Source organism: Actinomyces slackii, assembly GCF_900637295.1.
Taxonomy (GTDB): Bacteria; Actinomycetota; Actinomycetes; order Actinomycetales; family Actinomycetaceae; genus Actinomyces; species Actinomyces slackii.
Map to the genome: position 1 here is coordinate 1,513,631 of NZ_LR134363.1, position 18,775 is coordinate 1,532,405.

At 72.6% G+C, this 18,775-nt stretch carries 18 protein-coding genes; 9 read left to right on the forward strand and 9 right to left on the reverse strand.

Going from position 1 to position 18,775, the window contains the following annotated elements; translation table 11 throughout:
• Positions 1-257: 257 nt before the first annotated feature.
• From EL266_RS06325 to EL266_RS06355, 7 genes are all read left to right on the forward strand, one after another.
• Complete coding sequence (locus EL266_RS06325; protein ID WP_026426921.1) at positions 258-650, forward strand: VOC family protein; 393 nt, start codon at positions 258-260, stop codon at positions 648-650.
• Positions 651-815: 165 nt separating this feature from the next.
• Entirely contained in the window at positions 816-1,202 is a 387-nt protein-coding gene (locus EL266_RS06330) for a DUF1304 domain-containing protein (protein WP_026426922.1), read from the forward strand.
• A gap of 322 nt (positions 1,203-1,524) precedes the next feature.
• Positions 1,525-2,454: a DUF4300 family protein gene (locus tag EL266_RS06335; protein WP_051281128.1), complete on the forward strand. Its 930-nt coding sequence runs from the start codon at positions 1,525-1,527 to the stop codon at positions 2,452-2,454.
• Positions 2,455-2,634: 180 nt separating this feature from the next.
• Positions 2,635-3,549, forward strand: coding sequence for an ABC transporter ATP-binding protein (locus EL266_RS06340; RefSeq protein ID WP_026426923.1), 915 nt, complete (start codon positions 2,635-2,637; stop codon positions 3,547-3,549).
• A complete protein-coding gene (locus tag EL266_RS06345) occupies positions 3,546-4,325 on the forward strand; it encodes an ABC transporter permease (protein ID WP_084500693.1) in 780 nt (259 codons plus the stop codon). Before EL266_RS06340 ends, EL266_RS06345 begins: the two co-directional genes overlap by 4 nt.
• Positions 4,322-5,002: an ABC transporter permease gene (locus EL266_RS06350; protein ID WP_026426924.1), complete on the forward strand. Its 681-nt coding sequence runs from the start codon at positions 4,322-4,324 to the stop codon at positions 5,000-5,002. The genes EL266_RS06345 and EL266_RS06350 overlap by 4 nt, the downstream gene beginning before the upstream one ends.
• Positions 4,999-5,943: an ABC transporter substrate-binding protein gene (locus EL266_RS06355; protein WP_051281130.1), complete on the forward strand. Its 945-nt coding sequence runs from the start codon at positions 4,999-5,001 to the stop codon at positions 5,941-5,943. The genes EL266_RS06350 and EL266_RS06355 overlap by 4 nt, the downstream gene beginning before the upstream one ends.
• A gap of 156 nt (positions 5,944-6,099) precedes the next feature.
• Here EL266_RS06355 and EL266_RS06360 read toward each other — a convergent pair whose 3' ends face one another.
• Together EL266_RS06360 and EL266_RS06365 are read right to left on the reverse strand one after the other, a co-directional pair.
• Positions 6,100-7,506, reverse strand: coding sequence for a sugar porter family MFS transporter (locus tag EL266_RS06360; protein WP_034514859.1), 1,407 nt, complete (start codon positions 7,504-7,506; stop codon positions 6,100-6,102).
• Entirely contained in the window at positions 7,503-8,333 is an 831-nt protein-coding gene (locus tag EL266_RS06365) for a TIM barrel protein (protein ID WP_051281132.1), read from the reverse strand. Before EL266_RS06365 ends, EL266_RS06360 begins: the two co-directional genes overlap by 4 nt.
• A gap of 310 nt (positions 8,334-8,643) precedes the next feature.
• Between EL266_RS06365 and EL266_RS06370 the strand changes: the two genes are divergently transcribed.
• Positions 8,644-9,654 (forward strand): LacI family DNA-binding transcriptional regulator, encoded by a 1,011-nt coding sequence (locus EL266_RS06370; protein WP_026426927.1) that lies wholly within the window; start codon positions 8,644-8,646, stop codon positions 9,652-9,654.
• Positions 9,655-9,731: 77 nt separating this feature from the next.
• Here EL266_RS06370 and EL266_RS06375 read toward each other — a convergent pair whose 3' ends face one another.
• From EL266_RS06375 to EL266_RS06395, 5 genes are all read right to left on the reverse strand, one after another.
• Positions 9,732-10,352 carry a dihydrofolate reductase gene (locus EL266_RS06375; RefSeq protein WP_051281134.1) on the reverse strand — a complete coding sequence of 207 codons (621 nt, stop codon included), beginning with the start codon at positions 10,350-10,352 and terminating at the stop codon, positions 9,732-9,734.
• Between the two features lie 2 nt (positions 10,353-10,354).
• Positions 10,355-11,209: a thymidylate synthase gene (locus EL266_RS06380; protein WP_026426929.1), complete on the reverse strand. Its 855-nt coding sequence runs from the start codon at positions 11,207-11,209 to the stop codon at positions 10,355-10,357.
• Positions 11,206-11,886, reverse strand: coding sequence for a hypothetical protein (locus EL266_RS06385; RefSeq protein WP_026426930.1), 681 nt, complete (start codon positions 11,884-11,886; stop codon positions 11,206-11,208). The genes EL266_RS06380 and EL266_RS06385 overlap by 4 nt, the downstream gene beginning before the upstream one ends.
• Before the next feature lie 47 nt (positions 11,887-11,933).
• A complete protein-coding gene (locus EL266_RS06390; RefSeq protein WP_026426931.1) occupies positions 11,934-12,407 on the reverse strand; it encodes an OsmC family protein in 474 nt (157 codons plus the stop codon).
• A 172-nt stretch (positions 12,408-12,579) separates the two neighbouring features.
• The gene (locus EL266_RS06395; RefSeq protein ID WP_026426932.1) at positions 12,580-13,074 is read right to left on the reverse strand and encodes a DUF2505 domain-containing protein; all 495 of its coding nucleotides are present in this window, start codon (positions 13,072-13,074) and stop codon (positions 12,580-12,582) included.
• A 178-nt stretch (positions 13,075-13,252) separates the two neighbouring features.
• Here EL266_RS06395 and EL266_RS06400 point away from each other — a divergent pair, with 178 nt between their 5' ends.
• Positions 13,253-14,719, forward strand: a complete 1,467-nt coding sequence (locus EL266_RS06400; RefSeq protein ID WP_034514860.1) for a sensor histidine kinase — start codon at positions 13,253-13,255, stop codon at positions 14,717-14,719.
• 54 nt (positions 14,720-14,773) lie between these two features.
• On the opposite strand, the gene EL266_RS06405 is transcribed toward EL266_RS06400, so the two are convergent.
• Positions 14,774-15,022: a WhiB family transcriptional regulator gene (locus EL266_RS06405; RefSeq protein WP_026426934.1), complete on the reverse strand. Its 249-nt coding sequence runs from the start codon at positions 15,020-15,022 to the stop codon at positions 14,774-14,776.
• A 167-nt stretch (positions 15,023-15,189) separates the two neighbouring features.
• Complete coding sequence (locus EL266_RS06410; RefSeq protein ID WP_126412233.1) at positions 15,190-18,765, reverse strand: FtsK/SpoIIIE domain-containing protein; 3,576 nt, start codon at positions 18,763-18,765, stop codon at positions 15,190-15,192.
• Positions 18,766-18,775: the final 10 nt, after the last annotated feature.

An 18,775-nucleotide genomic window follows, 5' to 3' on the forward strand; every position in this document is an offset into this window, starting at 1 on the left:
CGTCCTCCTTGACGATAGTGGGGGCGGCCCTTGGTGGCGGCCGCGCTTCGTGGTCCAGGCGCCCTGCTGAGCACGGGCGCGCAGGCCCGAGTGTGTGGGCTGCTTAACACTGGATCCAGATGTGAGTGTGGAGGTTAGCACAGGGGGATCGCCTCCACACCCCGGGGAGCAGGCCCGGTCACGAGGGCAGAGGCGGGGAGGGGCGTCCGGCATCCCGGCCTTCCCCGGGGCCGCAGTCTCCATCTAAGGTGGCGGCTATGACCACCATCGATCATGCCGCGCTCTGGGTGGCCGACCTCGAGGCCGCCAAGGACTTCTACGCCTCCTGGTTCGGCGGAGTCCCCAACGAGCTCTACCACAATCCGCGCACGGGCCTGCGCACCTACATCCTCAGCTTCGGCGACGGCGCGCGCCTGGAGCTCATGACTCGGCCCGACGTCGCCGGCCAGGGCCAGGGGGACCGCCTGGGCTGGGCGCATGTGTCCTTCGCCGTGCCCGACCGCGCCGCCGTGGACGCCATGGCGCAGCGCCTGGGCGAGGCCGGGGTGGAGGTTGTCGACGGCCCCCGCCAGACCGGGGACGGCTACTACGAGATCGCCCTGCTGGACCCTGAGGGCAACCGCGTCGAGGTCGTCGCCGCCTACCGCTGAGCCGCCTCGGGTCAGGGCGACGCAGGGCGATCGCGGGCGAGGCCGGGCGGGCTCGGGCGCGTCAGCGAGTCGCACTGTGCTGCAACCGCAATGCCCGCCTGATCGGTCTCGGCGCGGGTCAGGTGCAGAATCGGGCGGGTATCGTCACGCGTCGGAAGGATCTCCATGCTCGTCGTCGGGCTCATCGCAGCCGCTTTGGCAGCGGCGCTCCACGTGCTCATCTTCTACATGGAGTCGATCGCCTGGGAGGGGCCGCTGGCCCGCAAGACCTTCGGCGGAACGGCGCAGGAGGCGCGCCCTCACGCCTTCTACGCCTTCAACCAGGGCTTCTACAACCTGTTCCTGGCCATCGAGGTCCTTGTGGGCATCGCCCTGGTGGCGGTGGGGCGCACCGGCATCGGCGCGGCGCTGGTCCTGGCCGGGGCCGGCTCCATGCTCGCCGCGGCCCTCGTCCTCCTGCTCTCCTCGCGCCCCCACCGCGCCGCCGCGCTCAAGCAGGGAGGCCTGCCGCTGCTGGCCGTGGTGGCCACCGCCGTCGGCCTCCTGGTCTGAGACGACGACGCCGGGTTTCCTGGTCCCATCGCCGTGACCCGCTCACCCGGCCCCGCACCGTGGCCGGCGGGGAGAGCGCGGTGAGCCCCGCGCCCGGCATCGGCGCGGCCATCGCCCATCGGTGACAGGCCGACGCGGGGACGCCCGCATCGCGGGGGCATCCCGGGGCCGGCGGTCAGTGAATTACACTTGTGGCGTTCCCTTCCCCACGCGGTGCCCCGGAGCCATCCCGGGGCATGCGGCGCAGTGGCACGACCGTGTTCTCACGCAGCGCGGCACTGCGCCCGGCCGCTTCGCAGTCCCGGACACGATGGAGGCGCCTGTGCATCGTCGAGCCTTTCTCACCGCAGGGCTGGTGTGCGCGCCTCTGGCCCTGGCCGGCTGCTCGCCCCAGGCGCCCATGCCCGGTGCCACGGCCTCAGCCACCCCGTCCCGCAGTCCCTACGTGGCACAGGTGCCCGCACCGGGGCTCTACACGAACCTGGTCGATGAGGGCTCCCGGGCCCAGTTGCGGCACATCCTCGATGCCTGCGGCATCCCACCGGAGCGATCCGATCTGCTGGACTCCCATATCCAGCGCTACCACGACTCGGTGGACACCTCCCAGCTCGCCTCCGGATTCCACTCCCTGGCCAGTGATCCTCCCGCCTATGACGCCTACGCCCTCCAGGCGCGATGGGATGCCACCAATCCCGATTTCCCCGGATGGAACTGCCGACTGACCACCGTGGGCCTGGCCGGTCACCTCGTGACCGTCACCGGGAGCGTCGAGCCCGACGCCCCCGACCTGCTCGACCTGGACCGCCTCACTCTGGAGGTCGACCCCACGGCTCTGCCCGACCAGGGAGACCGGGCCCGCTTCGATGCCCTCTACACCTGCGTGCGCAGTGTTGCCGACACGCAGGTCGGCCCCCACATCGAGCGCATGACCACGGTGTGGAAGGAGCGGGGCCTGTCCTTCGTGGAGGACCCGCGGGTGCGCCTGCTCTCGGTGGTCCTGCACTCGCGGGTGGAGACCGACCTGCTGCTCATCGGGCATGCCGGGGTCCTGCTCGTGGGGCAGGGCGGCGAGCTGCACCTCATCGAGAAGCTGGCCTTCCCCGAGCCCTACCAGTTGACCACCTTCTCCTCGCGCGAGGAGATCAACGAGGTGCTCATGACGCGCTATGACGTCGACACCACCGGCGAGGTCGCCCCGCCCTTCATCATGGACAACGGCGCCCTCATGGAGGGCTACCGGCGCCTGACCTGAGCGGGGACCGACAGGCCGAGGCAGGGCATACGGGCAGCGCACGGCCCGTGCCCGGGCGCCACGCGGTAGATTCTGACGCGCATTAGTCGGCGATCCCTGATACGGTCGGGTTAACAGTCGCCCCAGTCCCATCCCGTCGATCTAACCCATGACCGCAGTGGCAGGAGGGCGATACCCCTAATGAGCAGCACCATCGAGTTCCACTCCGTGACCAAGCGCTATCCCGGATCCCCCGGAGAGAGCGCGCCGGCCGTGGACTCCTTCAGCGCGCAGATCGAGGCCGGGACCACCACGGTTCTCCTGGGCTCCTCCGGCTGCGGCAAGACCACGCTGCTGCGCATGGTCAACCGGATGGTCGAGCCAACGGACGGACAGGTGCTCATCGACGGCACGGACATCGCCACCTCCGACGCCGTGAGCCTGCGCCGCTCCATCGGCTATGTCATGCAGAACGCCGGACTTCTTCCCCACCACCGGGTCATCGACAACATCACCCTCGTCCCGCGCCTGCTGGGGCAGGACCGGGGCGCGGCCCGCGAGCGCGCCGGCGAGCTGATGGACCTCCTGGGGCTGGCGCCCGAGCTCGCCCGGCGCTACCCCCATGAGCTCTCCGGGGGCCAGGCCCAGCGCGTTGGAGTGGCCCGCGCCCTGGCCGCCGACCCGGGCGTGCTCCTCATGGACGAGCCCTTCGGGGCGGTCGACCCCCTGGTGCGCCGCGAGCTGCAGCGGGAGATGTCCCGCATCCAGGCCGAGCTGGGCAAGACGATCCTGTTCGTCACCCACGACGTCGAGGAGGCCCTGGCCCTGGGCGACGAGATCATCCTGCTGCGCGAGGGCGCCCATATCGCCCAGCGCGGATCGGGCGCCGAGCTCCTGGCCGACCCCGCCGACGACTTCGTGGCCCGCTTCCTGGGGCTCGACGACGCCGATCGCCACCTGCGCCTCCAGGAGCGCGCCGGCAGCACGGTGGTCCTCGACGGCGCGGGCAGGGTGGTGGGGCGGCTGGGTCGGCAGCCGGCGCCGGCCGCCCCCAGTGCTGGAGCCGCGCAGGCGGCCGGCGAGGAGACCGAGTCCCTGGCGGGGGAGCGCTCGTGACCTGGGTCCTGGAGAACCTGCCGGTCATCCTCGGCTACCTCCTGGCCCACCTGGGCCAGGTGCTGCCCGCGCTGGCCGCCTGCCTGATCCTGGCCATCCCCATCGCCGGCCTGGCCCGCAGCGCCAGGCCGCTGCGCATCGTGCTGGTCTCGGGCTTCTCCCTGCTCTACGCCGTGCCCTCCCTGGCGCTGTTCGTCATCCTGCCGATCATCCTGGCCACCGGCATCCGTGACGTGACCAACGTGGTGGTGGCCCTGACCCTCTACGGCCTGGCCCTGCTCGTGCCGGCCACCGTCGATGCCCTCGACGCCGTCGAGCACCGGGTCCTGGATGCGGCCACCGCCATGGGCATGGGGCGAGCGCGCCGCTTCTGGACCGTGGAGCTGCCACTGGCGGGCCCGGCCATCCTCACCGGCCTGCGGGTGGTGGCGGTCTCCACAGTCTCCCTGACCACGGTGGGGGCGGTGCTGGGTGTGCGCAGCCTGGGGCGGCTGTTCACCGACGGCTTCCAGAGGGGGCTGCTCGCCGAGATCGTCACGGGCCTGGTGCTCACCGTGGCCCTGGCGCTCCTGCTGGACGGCGCCATCCTCCTGGCGGGCAGGCTCGTGCTGCCCTGGACGCGCGGGCGCGCCGCTGAGCCCGCCGATCCGGGCCAGGACAATGGATCCGCAGGGCCCGGGCCCGGTGGGCACAGCGAGCCCGGTGGGCTCAGCGCCGCCGAGCAGCGGTCCGAGACGCGCGCCGGTCTTGGCGCAGTGCGGGAGGGGCAGTCATGATCTTCCTCCTGGGCGCCCTGGCCTACATCGTCGATCCGGCCCACTGGCAGGGGAGCATGGGCATTGGCCTCCTCTTGGCCCAGCACGCCGGCTACTCACTGGCCGGTGTGGGGCTGGCGGCCCTCATCGGTGTGCCCGCGGGGTGGTGGGCCGGTCATACGGGCCATGGCCGGATCTGGGTCCAGGCCCTGACCGGATCGGCCCGGGCGCTTCCCACCCTGGGACTCATCACCCTGGCGGGGCTGGTTCTGGGCATCGGGCTGGCCGCGCCCCTGCTGGCCTTCGTCATCCTGGCCCTGCCCAGTGCCCTGGCGGGGGCCATCAACGGGATCCGGGCCGCGGAGGCCACCGCGGTGGACGGCGCCCGCGCCAGCGGCATGAGTGAGGCGCAGATCCTGACCCGGGTCGAGATCCCCTTGGGCGCCCCCCTCCTGCTGGGCGGGCTGCGCTCGGCCAGTCTGCAGGTGATCGCCACCGCCACCCTGGCCGCCTACACGGGGGCCGGGGGACTGGGGCGCCTCATGTTCCTGGGGCTCAAGACCCAGAACTACACGATGATGCTCGCCTCAGCGATCCTGGTCATCGCCCTGGCCCTGGTCAGCGAATGCGTCTTCGCCCTGCTCCAGCGCCTCACCGCCCCGGCGGGCTCCCGGAATCACCGGAAGGACATCTCATGAACGCCGCTCTGGCCTCCTCCGGCCCGCGCCGCCCGGCCCTGAGCCGCCGCCTCCTGCTGGCCAGCACCGTGCTGGCGGCCGGGGGCCTGGCCGCCTGCTCCAACCGCGACCCCTTCGCCCAGGACAGGGCCGGCGGGGCGCCGGGCGGGACCATCGTCGTCGGCTCCCAGCAGTACTACTCCAATGAGATCATCGCCGAGCTCTACGCCCGGGCCATGGAGTCCGCGGGCCTGGTGGTGGAGCGCCAGTTCCAGATCGGCCAGAGGGAGGTCTACCTGCCCGAGCTGGAGTCCGGCGCCATCCAGGTGATCCCCGAGTACGGGGGCAACCTGCTGCAGTACTACGACGCCTCGGCCACCGCCAGGAACGCCGAGACGGTCTACAGCGCGCTTCTCAGCGCCCTGCCCGAGGCCCTGACGGCCCTGACGCCCGCCTCCGCCACCGACCAGGACTCCCTGACCGTCACCGCCGCCACCGCCCGGGCCCACTCCCTGACCTCCATCGCGGACCTGGCCTCGCTGGGGCGCACGGTGAGCATCGCGGCCAACTCCGAGTTCGCCACCCGCCCCTACGGGCCCCAGGGCCTGGAGTCCGTGTACGGGGTCAAGGCCTCGGTGACCCCTGTGGAGGACTCCGGGGGGCCGCTGACGGTCAAGGCTCTTGTTGACGGCACCGTGGATGTCGCCGATATCTACACCTCCGACCCTGTCATCGAGGACAAGGGGCTGGTGGTCCTGGAAGACCCGCGGGGGCTCATCCTGCCCCAGCAGGTCACGCCGCTGGTGTCGGCCTCGCTGCCGGCAGTGGCGGCCACGGCCATCAACCGGGTCTCGGCGCGGCTGAGCCTGGAGGAGCTGCGCGCGCTCAACGCCCGCTCCACCAGCGAGCAGCTCGAGGCGGGAGCCATCGCCGCCCAGTGGCTGGCCGACCAGGGCCTGTGACGCCCGCCGGCTCCCTGCGCGTTACCCCCAGCGCGCCGAGGTAGACGTTTTCCGCCGAGGTAGACGCATTCACCGTCGATCTCGGCGGACAATGTCTACCTCGGCGTCGGTCCCGGCGCGGGAGCGCCGGTCCTTGGTGGGCAGTGTGGCGGGCGGTCAGGAGTAGTGCTCCTCGAAGTGGCGCTCCAGGGACTCCAGGGAGTACCCCTTCGTCTCGGGCAGGAAGCGCGCGTAGAAGGCCAGGGTCCCCAGGTTGATCACCGCGAAGATGAAGAACACGCTGCCCTGGACGGCCTCGATGAGGTTGGGGAAGGCGAAGGCCACGATGACATTGCCCACCCAGTTGCAGAACACCGCCACCCCGTTGGCCAGGCCACGCACCCGCATCGGGAAGATCTCGGAGAGCATGAGCCAGAAGGTCACCCCGATGAAGCACTGCATGAAGAACAGGAAGCTCAGCATGAACAGCAGCACCAGGTAGCTGCGCACAGGCGTCTCGGGCAGCAGGAAGACCAGTCCCAGAGCGGTCAGGGAGGCCACGCACCCGGACTGCCCGGTCAGGATCATGCGCCGGCGCGGCAGGCGCTTGAGGAAGTAGGCGATGCCGATGTACACCGAGACCACCGAGACCACGCCGTTGGCGATGGTCGCCACGATCGAGGCCTGGGTGCCCATCCCGGTGGAGATGAGGATGGTGGGCGCGTAGTACATGATGCCGTTGACGCCCGTGAGCTGGGAGAGCAGTGCCAGGCCGATGCCGATCATGGTGATGCGCCGGATCCACGGCACCCTCAGATCCGTCCAGGAGCCCTTGCCCATCCGGGCCTCCTCCTCGACCCGGGCGATGATGTCCTGGCCCTCGGCCTGGACCGAGTCGGGCATGCGCACCTCGTTGAGCACCTCCCACATCTCGGCGGCGCGCCCCTTGGAGGCGAGCCACCGCGGGGACTCGGGCAGCAGATGGATGCCGACCCACAGGCCGATGGCCGGAAGCGTGGCGATCACCAGCATCCAGCGCCAGGCATGCGCACCGGGCCACAGGGTCGCGATGACGGCATTGCAGGTGTAGGCCGCCAGCTGGCCGGTGACGATCATGAGCTCGTTGCGCGAGACCATGGTGCCGCGGATCTCCACCGGGGAGATCTCCGAGAGGTAGACCGGCACCGTGGCCGAGGCGCCGCCGACCGCCAGTCCCAGGATGAAGCGGAAGACCGTCAGGGTCGCGGTACTGGGCGCCAGGGCGCATCCCAGCGCTCCGATGAGGAAGATGACCGCGACGGTCATGATGTTGCGCTTGCGCCCGAACCGGTCGGAGAGCCGGCCGCCGACGAGGGCCCCGATGGCGGCGCCCACGGTCAGCGAGCTGGTGACGATGGACTCGTCCCAGGCGCTGAGCCCCAGCCCGCCCTGGGAGGCAGGGTTCTTCAAGAAGGGCAGGGCGCCGGAGATGACGCCGGTGTCGTAGCCGAAGAGAAGACCGCCCAGGGTCGCGATGGAGCGGATCGTGAACAGGCGGCGATCCACCCGCGGGTCGGTGATGCGCGTACTGGGGCGCTGCGTCATGAGTCCTGCCCTCCCTCCACGGTGAAGGCCCTGATGAACTCGTCGAGGGCCTGCTCACCAGTCTGGGAGGCGAAGGCCTCCATGGCCACGGTGCCGCGGTAGCCCATCGCGGCCAGTGCCCGGGCGATGGCCGGGTAGTTGATCTCCCCGGTGCCGGGCTCGCAGCGCCCGGGGACGTCGGCCACCTGGATCTCACCGATCCACTCCTGGGAGTCACGGCACAGCTCGATGAGGTTCCCCTCGCCGATCTGGGCGTGGTACAGGTCCAGGTTCATGCGCAAATGGGGGGAGGCGACGGCGGCCACGAGCGCACGGGTCTCCTCGGCCCGGGCGAAGGGGCAGCCGGGGTGGTCCACCGCCAGGTTGAGGTTCTCCAGGGTGAAGACCCGTCCGGCGCGCTGTCCGAGCTCGGCCAGGCTCCGCAGCGTGTCGGCGGCCCTCAGCCAGTCGCCGGGGCTGGGGTGGGCGTTGGCGACCACGGGGATCCCGCCCTCGCCCAGGCCCGTGCCGTGCACATTGAGCCGGGGGCAGTTGATGATCTCGGCGGCGCGCAGGGACTCCTCGGCGGTTGCCAGGAAGCGGGCCGCGCCGTCGTCGGTGGTCAGGTCCCCCTGGGTGTAGCCGGTCATGGAGACGATCTCGACGCCGTCGGCGCGCAGTGCCGCCAGGGCGGGGAGGTCCTTGGTGGTCCAGTCCCACATCTCGACCTTGAGCCCGCGTGCGGCGATGCGCTGGGCGCGCTCGGCGAAGGGCAGGTCGGTGAGGATCATCTCGGCGCAGGCGGCCAAGGTGAAGGCGCTGCCGGGGTCGGTGGAGATCGGGGTCATCGCGCGGCCCTCCTGCTGGAAGGGACCTGCGGTGACGGGGCGAGATGCTGATGGAGGAGGCTGGATGCGATGGGAGGCATGGTGACGTCCTTGTCGTGCTAGCGCTGGTTGGCGCCTGCGGGCCCGATCGGGCCGTTGCGGCACCGTGGTGTGGCCATGCCAGGCTAGAACGTTCTAGAAGACTCTGGACAGAGCAGTCGAGGAAGTCTGCAACGAGACTCGCCGATTACTGTGATATCAGTGGAGTATCTCTAGAATCAGGGCAAGAACGTTCTAGTTTCTACACATGGTTCCTGAGAGGAGGCCGCCGATGCCATCATCACGCAGGACCGGGCGGGTGACCCTGGTGGAGGTGGCCGAGCGCGCCAACTGCTCGGTGTCCCTGGCCTCGATCGTCATGCGCGGCGCTCCCGGGGCCTCGGAGCAGACGCGCAGGCGGGTGCGCGCGGTGGCGGAGGAGATCGGCTACCGGCCCGACCAGCGCGCCCGCGCCCTGCGCCGCAGCGCCTCGGGTCTCATCGGCGTGACCTTCGGGGTGCTCCAGCCCTTTCACGCCGAGCTCGTGGCCGGCCTGTACGAGGCGATCGGGGCCAGTGGCTACGAGATGGTCCTGTCCGCCGTCGTCGGCCCGGTCGACGACCAGCAGGCGGTCGAGACGCTCCTGACAGACCGTTGCGAGGCCATCATCATGCTCGCCCCCGCCATGGGGACTCGCCGGCTCAGGGCACTGGCTCAGGAGGTGCCGGTGGTCGTCGTCGCCCGGCCGATGAGCGTGCCCGGGGTGGACACCGTGCGGATCGACGACGCCGGGGGCCAGCGCCTGGCGGTCGATCGTCTCGTCTCCGCCGGGCATCGTCGCATCGTGCACGTCGACGGTGGTCGGGCCCCCTCGGCCGCCGAGCGGCGCAGCGGCTATCGCGCGGCCATGACGGCCCACGGGCTCGGCTCGCGCGCCGCGGTGGTGGCCGGGGGGCTGGAGGAGGAGGACGGGGCCCGCGCTGTCCATGACGTGCTGGGCCTGACCGAGCGGCCCACGGCCATCACCGCCTTCAATGATCGCTGTGCCGCGGGAATGGTCCAGGAGCTGGCCGTCCGTGGCATCGGCGTGCCCGATGACATCTCGGTCATCGGCTTCGATGACTCCCGCAGGGCCCGCACCTGCCCGGTGCCGCTGACCACCATCGATCAGGACACCCGCCTCATGGCGCGCCTGGCCCTGGAGCGGGCGATCGGGCGCGCCCAGCAGCGCTATCTGGCCACCGACCAGGTGCTCGTGCCCAGGCTCGTCGAGCGCGACTCCGTCGCCCCCGCGCCGAGGTAGACATTCCCCGCCGAGGTAGACGGCGAATGTGTCGATCTCGGCGGACAATGTCTACCTCGGCGCGAGCAGGGGAGTGCCTACAGGTGGCGCCAGGTCTCCACGCGCCAGCGCGCATCGCCGGAGACCGGCCGCCACAGCCCCGGGGGGTCCGAGCCGGCCGGATCGATGACCCACTCCTGGGAGGAGATCCCCGGGGCCCGCACCAGGGAGGAGTCGGGCAGGCCGCGCTCGCGGGCGACCGCCGTGGCGTCCAGATCCAGCACCGAGACCACGAGGACATCGGGCAGCCCCGCGGCCATCGCCTGGTCGTAGACGCTGCCCCCGCCGATCACCCACAGGCGCGGCAGGAGGCGCGCCTGACCCTGGCGGGGGTCCGGGCCCAGCTCCGCGCTCAGCCCGGCGGCCGCCGTGGCCAGGGCCCCGCGCAGGCTGGAGGCGCGCAGGGCCCCCGGCGCGCTCCAGGAGGGGTCCCTGGTCATCACCACATTGCGCCGACCGGGCAGGGCCCCGCCCAGGGACTGCCAGGTGGTGCGCCCCATGACCAGGCCGCAGCCCATGGTCGAGGCCTTGAAGTGCTGGAAGTCCGCCGGCACCCGCCACAGCATGTCGCCCTCGGCGCCCAGGACCCCGGTGATGTCCTGGGCCCAGATCATCCCCAGGCCGCCCGGCCCCGGGCCCGGCCCACCAGGCGCGCCCATGCCTAGACCGCCACCGGCGCCTTGATCGCCGGATGATGCTCGTAGCCCTGGGAGGCGTCGATGGACTCCATGGTGTAGGCGTCGATGGACTCGGCCGGCTCCAGGCGGAGCACGGGGAAGGGGTGGGCCCGGGGGACCCGGGCCAGCTGCTCGCGGACCTGGGAGACGTGGTTGTCGTAGATGTGGCAGTCCCCGCCGGTCCAGATCAGCTCGCCGACCTCCAGGCCCGCCTGCTGGGCCAGCATATGGGTCAGCAGCGCGTAGGAGGCGATGTTGAAGGGCACCCCCAGGAACATGTCCGCGCTGCGCTGGTAGACCTGAAGGCTCAGGCGGCCGCCGGAGACATGGCACTGGAAGAAGGCGTGGCAGGGAGCCAGGGCCATGGCCCCCAGCTCGGAGACGTTCCAGGCCGAGACCAGCATGCGCCGCGAGTCCGGGTCGGTGCGCAGCGTCTCGATGAGGCTCGCGATCTGGTCCACCGCTGCGCCCGAGCGCGTGGGCCAGGAGCGCCACTGCGCGCCGTAGACCGGGCCGAGCTCGCCGTCGGCATCGGCCCACTCATCCCAGATGGTGATGCCCCGCTCCTGGAGCCAGCGCACATTCGTGGCGCCCTGCAAGAACCACAGGAGCTCTCCCTTGACCGCCTTCATGGCCACGAACTTGGTGGTCACGCGCGGGAAGCCGGCTGCCAGGTCGTAGCGCAGCTGGCGGGCGAACAGGGACCGGGTCCCGGTCCCGGTGCGATCGGTCTTGGGCGCCCCGTGGGCCAGGACCTCGGCCAGGAGGTTCTCATAGGCCACATCGGCGCCCCGGGGAGCGCTCAGCCCCATCTCCTCCAGGGCCGGGTAGCCGCTCATGCCTCGATCACCTCGGCGTGAGCGGGCAGCACGATGGCAGGCCCCAGGGCCGCCCGGGTGCCCTCGATGACCTGGTTGGCCAGGGCCCGGCCCCCGGTCCAGCCGATGGCCGCCCCCACCCCGAAGGGGATGAGGCGCCCCAGGGCCAGGGCCCCGCCGCGGGTGGCGGCGCGCTTGGCCACTCGCTTGGCCAGCTGGGCGTTGACCGAGCGCACCGTGGGCATGGGCAGTTGAGCGAGCATCTGGGCGGCCCAGAACAGGGAGCTCAGGCCCAGCTGGCCCTGGACCGCCTCGGAGCCCTCGCGCCCCAGCAGGGCCGAGAGCACCAGGGCCCGACGGCGCTCGGCATCCACCACCCGCAGGCCCTGGAGCTCGGCAACGGTCAGCACGTAGGTGACGGCCGAGGCGATGAAGACCGCGGTCTGGCCCACCGTCAGGACCGCGGCGGCGCCGGTGCCCACCGAGGGCAGGGCCGCAGAGGCCCCCACGGCCCCTGAGGACAGTCCCGCCTCGCGGCGGAAGCGGGCAGCCGCCATCTCCACCAGCTCGGCGGTGTCGGCGCCGGGGCGATCGCGGCGCATGCGGGCCACGCGCTCGGAGATGCGGGCTGCCGGAATGGCGATGGCCTTGTCGAGCGCCTGCTCGACGGCGGTGGCCTTGCCTGAGGCAGAGGGCATGGATCCTCCTGGGGCTGTGATCGCTACGGGTGCGGGGCGCCGGGCTCTCAGTCCTCGTCGGGGTCGACGAGCTCCATGGTGATGGTCGCGCCCTGCTCGATGGTGTGCCCCACGGTGCAGCCGCGCTCGATGGCGGCCTCGACGCGCCGGGTCAGGGTCTGCCGCGCGGAGTCCTCCAGGCCGGACAGGTCGGTGACGATCTCGACCTGGAAGGACTCGTAGCGCTCCTCGGCCTCGTTCTTGACCGAGGAGCACCCCACGGTGGCGGTGAAGCCCTCGCCCAGGGCCTTGGCCAGGCGGTGATCGGCGGACAGCGTGTTGCAGGTGGCCAGGGCGATCTTCATCAGCTCGCCCGGGGAGAACTCACCAGGGCCCATGCCCACGCGCACCTCGGCGCCCTTGGAGTTGCGGCCGATGTACTGGCGGGTGCCCGTGCGCTCGGCCCACACCGCACCGGGTGCGGCCTGGCGGGGGCTGGTGGGGTCAGCGTGGTCAGTGTGGTTGGCAGGATTCGCGCTCATGCGGTGATCGTGCCATGGCCGGGCCGTGCCGAGCCATATCGGCGCCCCGGCTGCGCCCCGGGCGGAACCGGGAAGAAAGTCGCCCGCCCCGCGGGGATCGGGGGATCCGACCACGCGGGGCAGGCGTCGGGCAAGGGAAGCGGTGGCAGTGACGTCAGTGGTGTCCGTGGCGTCAGTGGGAGGCGAGCCAGGCGGCGGCCCGCGCCTCCTCATCGGCCACGGCGGCGCCGATGCGCCCCGCGGCCTTCTCCTCGATGGTCTTGCCCACCAGGGGGACGGTGACGCTGACATCCAGGTCCACGGTCACCACCGTGGTCTCGCCCTGGGGGGCCATGGAGGTGGTGGCGCTGGCGCGCACGGGAGCGCCCTTGACATCGATGTCGTAGGCGCCGGTGCGCGAGCCGTCGGCGGCGGGCTCGCCCCAGGACTCGGTCACGGTGAAGGACACGCCGGAGCGCACGATCTTGGCGGCCACGGCCGGCAGGCTCGAGGGGTCGACGCTGCCGGACAGGGAGGCCACGAAGCCCTGGCCGCGCGGGGCGACCTCGATGGTGGCGTCCTCCAGGCCGACGCGGGAGACGCGGGTCTTGTGGTACTCGGGATCGGCCAGCATGGCGCTGGTGCGAGTGGGATCGGCGGGGTAGGTGATGGTGAGTGTCTTCCTCATGGGCTGATCCTGCCACGCCCGGCGGGCCGCCACGAGCCGAACGGCCCCCTGATTCGCCCGCGAGCGCGCGGTTTTCCCGGGAGGCGGGCGGTGCTCCGGATGGACGCCTGGCGCGCACTGCGCGGACACATCAGGCGTCTGACGAGCCTGGCGGCGGCCGGGACTATAGCCTTCTCCTGTGTCCACTTCCCTGCTCAGTGCCCTGCGAGACGACGCGGATCTGCCCGATGTGGATCTGGATTGGCTCCACCAGCTGGTGGCCGATTGGCAGGTGATCGCCGACCTGTCCACCTCGGACCTGGTCCTGTGGGTGCTCAACAGCTCCGGGCGCTTCGTGGCGGCCGGGCACACCCGCCCCTCAGGCGGTCACACCGTCCATGTCGAGGAGGTGGTGGGCAGGCGCATGCCCGCGGCCCGCGAGGCCATGGCCTCCCAGGCCCTGGCTCGAGCGCAGATCCGCGATGCCGTTGAGCCCTACTGGACGGGCAGCATCGCCGTTCACGAGGAGTACGTGCCCGTGGTCCGCCAGGGCCGCGCCATCGCCGTGGTCACCCGTGAGTCCGCGGTGGGGGTCATGCGCGGGGGCCGCATCGTCGTGGAGCGCCAGATGTCGGATCTGGCCGATCTGCTGTGCCGCATGATGGCCGAGGGGAGCTTCCCCATCCCGGGCGCGGGCACCACGATCCGCCACGGCACGCCCCGCGTGGCCGACGGCGTCCTGCGCCTGGACGAGGACGGCACCGTCATCTTCGCCAGCCCCAATGCGCGCTCCTGCTTCTACCGGCTGGGACTGGTCGGGGAGCTGGAGGGATGCCAGCTCGCCGAGGCCGTGACCTCCATCATCCCGGCGCGCACCCCAGTGGATGAGACCCTGGCCGTGGTCCTCATGGGGCGCCAGGCCTGGCTGACCGAGGTGGAGATCAGCGGGGTGTTCCTGGCCGTGCGCTCCATCCCGCTGCAGCTGGAGGGCAGGAGGGCCGGCGCGGTGCTGCTGGTGCGCGATGTCTCCGAGGTGCGGCGCCGCGAGCAGGTCCTGCTCAACAAGGACGCCACCATCCGCGAGGTCCACCACCGGGTGAAGAACAACCTGCAGACGGTCTCGGCCCTGCTGCGCATGCAGGCGCGCCGCGCCTCCAATGAGGAGACCCGTCACGCCCTGGCCGAGGCCGAGCGGCGCGTGACCACGATCGCCACCGTCCATGAGGCCCTGAGCCGCAATGTTGACGAGCGGGTGGACTTCGATGAGGTCTTCTCCTCCATCCTGCGCATGGCGGCCGTGGTGGCCACTCCGAGCGGGGAGGTGAGCACCGCCCTGGAGGGAACCTTCGGGATCGTGCGGGCCGACACCGCCCAGGCCCTGGCCACGGTCCTGGCCGAGCTGGTCACCAATGCCGTTGAGCACGGGCTGGATGGGCGCGACGGACGCGTGGTGGTGCGGGCCCATCGTGACGGGGACGATCTGGAGGTCCATGTCATGGACAACGGCGCCGGACTGGCGCCGGGCACGCTCATGACCGGCCTGGGCACACGGATCGTGACCACCCTGGTGCGCGGGGAGCTGCGGGGATCGATCGACTGGCAGCCGGCCTCGCAGAGCGGGGGCACCGACGTCGTCATCCACGCCCACCTGGGACCGGCCCACTGAGTGGAGGCCGATGAGGCCCGCTGCGATGCCCGCGGGGCGGGCGAGCGCCGGCGCTCAGGAGGAGCGGCGCGCCCGGGCGGCCCGGCGCTTGAGGGAGCGGCGCTCGTCCTCGCTCATGCCGCCCCACACGCCGGCGTCCTGGCCGTTCTCCAGCGCCCACTTCAGGCAGGTGTCCACCACCTCGCAGCGGGCGCACACCTCCTTGGCCTGGGCGATCTGGGCGATGGCCGGGCCGGTGTTGCCCACGGGGAAGAAGAGCTCGGGGTCCACGGTGAGGCATGCTGCCTGACTGCGCCAATCCATGAGGGCTCCCTTCATTCCTGCCAACGGCCGCGGGCCCCGCGTGGGCGGAGGCAGCGCCGATATCTGGGTCCAACCTTCACATGCCGCACGTCACCAGGCAAGAGTCCGACAGTGAGACCTGCGCCGACACCCTGTCGTGATCCTCACAGGACCTGTTCGGGAATCGCTCACATGGTCACGTCTCCCGCCGCCACCTGCACAGGCGTGCAGACTCCGCGGTGCACCAGCACCCCGCGACCGGGCAGAGTCGCGGCCCTGGGATCGCTGAAGGCGCGCAGCCCCATCCCCGCCACCTGGGCCGCCGGTCCCATCGCCGGCCACAGCACGAGCACCGCCCCGCGCTCGCGCACAACCGCCAGCGCTCCTCGATAGGTGGCCGCCGCTCGCTCCGTCATGGCCGCGGCCAGCACGCAGCCGCCCGCGAGGAGCTCGGCCTCCACCTGGGCGCATGCGGCCGCATCGGCGCGATCCAGATCATCAACCACCAGGGCCTGGCCTCCTGCCGCCACCAGGCTCCTGCGCAGTGCGGCCAGGGCGGTGGAGCGCCCGGAGCCGGCAGGCCCCACCACCAGGACGCTCGTCCCTGGGGCCAGGCGCATGGGCCGTGCCTCATCACCCCCCACGGCCCAGGCGTCCTGCTCGAGCTCCGAGGCGCGCACCAGGCGCGGCAGGGGCTCGACGCGCAGCGCCGGGCGGGCGGGGCCCCGGCCCCCGGCTGTTTGCCGGGCCGGCCCGGCCGCAGCGGGCATCACCACCTGGCAGGAGGTCGCCGTCGCCCCCTCCAGGATGACGCCCCGCCCCGGCGAGGAGCCGGTGACCATCCCGCGGGGAAGCCCGGCCAGGCAGGCCTGCGTCCCCGAGGAGGCCCCCAGCACCAGGCGCAGTCCCAGGCCGGTGGCCCAGCGCGCTGCTGCCGCCGCCAGGGGAGCGCTGATGACCATGTGGGTCCGCGTGGCAGACGCGGCGCGGATCATCGCCTCGAGCAGGGCGTGCCCCTCACCGGCGCCCAGGGCCTCATCGACGGCGGCCAGGAGCCCATCGGCGTCGTCGAGGCACACCAGGTCCCCGGCCAGCTCCCCACTGGCCGCCAGGGACCAGACCCTGGCCAGGCGCCGAGGATCCTCGGGGCCGACGACGCTGCCCACCCCCGGCGCCCCCGCATCGATCCCCACCGGCCGCGAGGAGCACAGGTGCACGCCCACGCCCTGGTCCAGGGCGCCCAGCGCCGCGGCGCGCACGGCGCTGCTGCGCCCCGATCCCGGCGAGCCCAGCACCAGCAGCCCCTGCCCGAGCCTCCAGTGCCACAGGCCCAGGCTCTGGGACTCGGGCAGATCGGTCAGCCCCAGCAGCACGCCCCGATCCTGGCCGCTCTGGTCACTCTGACCGCCCTGGTCGGCGGGCTGCGCGGCCTGCCGCCCCTGACCGGCCGCGCCATGCCCAGGCAGCCCGGCCACGAGCCTGCGCGCGCCGTCGGCATCGATGCGCTCGGGCAGGGCGGGGGCCCAGGGCCGCCACGGCGCGGCCCCGGACTGGGCGGCCCTGGCGATCAGCCCGACCATCTCCTCGACCTCGGCCTGCGACCCGCACCAGGGGGCCTGGAGCACCTGGGCGGCGCCCTCGGCCTGCGCCCCGCAGATCATGACCCGGCCGGGATGGCGCGACAGCCGGGCGGCGCCGTCGTGGCCCAGGACATCGCGCGAGTCCGCGGCATCCAGGACCCGCAGGCACACCCGCAGGGCCGTATTGGCCCGGATCGCCGCTGAGACCGCCCCCTGGGGCCGCTGGGTGGCCAGGATGAGATGAATGCCCAGGCTGCGGCCCTGCGCGGCCACGCGCACCAGGGCGTCCAGGACCTCCTTGTGCTCGGCGGCCATGGTCGCGAACTCATCGACCGCCACCACCAGGCGGGGCATGGCCTCGGGCGGCAGGCAGGAGGCGTCCTTGACGCCGTGGAGGGCCAGGAGGCGCTCGCGGCGACGCACCTCGGCCTCCAGGCTCGACAGCGCCCGCAGGGTCCCCGCAGGGTCGAGGTCGGTCAGCACGCCGGCGGTGTGGGGCAGCCCCACCAGCGGCCCGAAGGCCGCGCCTCCCTTGTAGTCCACCAGCACCAGGCTCAGCTGAGCGGGACCGGCCTCCAGCGCCAGCTGGAGGAGCCAGGAGATGAGCAGCTCGGACTTGCCCGATCCCGTGGTCCCCGCCAGCAGGGCGTGCGGGCCGTGGGCCACCAGGTCGGCGCGCACCGGGCCGCGCGCCCCCACGCCCAGCACGGCCACGAGCCCTCCCCCCGCCCCACCCTGGGCCCTGCGGGCCCAGGACCGCCTCAGCTCCTCGGGGTCGGTCTCGCCGATGACCTCCGCCAGCAGCACCCGCTGAGGCGGGGGCCCGCCGCCGCCCGGCCCTGCCGAGTCGGGCGTCAGACCGCCCAGGAGGCAGACCGCGTCCCACCAGGCCGGGGAGCAGGCAGGAGCCCCGGCCGGAGCGCTCCTGGCGGTCACGGCCCTGGCCGGGATCCGATCGGTGGGGCAGGACATGATGGCGGCGCGGCGCTCGCGCGCTCCCGCCCCCCATGCCAGCTCCACGGCCGACCCGTTGAGCCTCGCCGTGGCGTCGCCGCGGGCCAGGACCTGGGCGCACCACCAGGCCATGGTGTCGTGGGAGCCCGGGCCGGTCAGGGCCAGGCAGTCGCCGTCGGCCAGGGCCAGGACCCGACGGCGCTCGGGACGGTCGGTCCACGCTCGCAGATCCTCCTGGGCCTGAGCGCGGCCGGAGCCACCGCGGCGCCACGAGGAGCGGGACTGCCCGTCCTCAGGGCTCACGGAGCCCGGATCCCCGCCCCCTGCACGAGCCAGCAGCGGGGCGCCGTCCCATGGCGGAGCCTCCCCGAATGCGCCGCCCGGGGCGGAGCCGAGCGCATGCGGCCCCCGTGACCGAGCGGCCAGGGCGAGCAGCATGGTGGGCGGATCGGGCTCTCCGCCGCGCCACCCCGGATGGCGCAGGCGGCGGGGAGGGCGCGTGGAGGCCAGGCCCGCGCCCCGACGGGAGGCGAGCAGGGGCACGACTCTCATGGCGGTCATCACGGCCATGGGGGCGAGCATGAGCAGTCCCATGGTGCTGCGCCCGCCGCCTCGCATGACCACGGCTCCCAGGCCGACCATGAGGAGCATGCAGATCATGGATCCCGCGAGCATCCAGGCGGCGGATCGGGGCGGGGGAGGGGCGGGCACGCTCAGCTCTCGGGGACGACGGCGGAGCTCGACCACCGTTGCCCCCAGGCGCAGGCGCGCCCCCTCGCCAAGACGGGCCTCACCGCGAAGGCGCCACCACAGGCCGGCCGCCCGCCGGCGGGTGCCGTTGGCCGAGCCGGCGTCCCGGACCAGGACGCGCCCCGCCCGCTGGCGCACGCGCAGGTGGCAGCGGGAGACCTGAGGGTCGCGCAGCACGGCGCCGCGCCCCAGCGAGCCGCTGGTGGGCAGCGGCAGGACGAGCCCGGCGTCGGGGCCCTCCAGGATCGCCAGGTGCCAGGTCGAGGCCAGCGCCTCCACCGCGGCGGTGGCGCAGCTCATGGCGGGATCCTGCCCGCCCGCCGCGCCGGGGATGTCCGCTCTCGGGGCCGGCCCGAGCCCGCCCTCCTGGTCGGCAGGGGCTGCCATGGTCGTCATGGCCGTGGCGGTGCTCGCCGAGGCCGCGTCGATCACTGCTGTGCTCATGGGCACCAGGGTGGGCATGAGCGAGGGCGGTGTCATGACACATCCC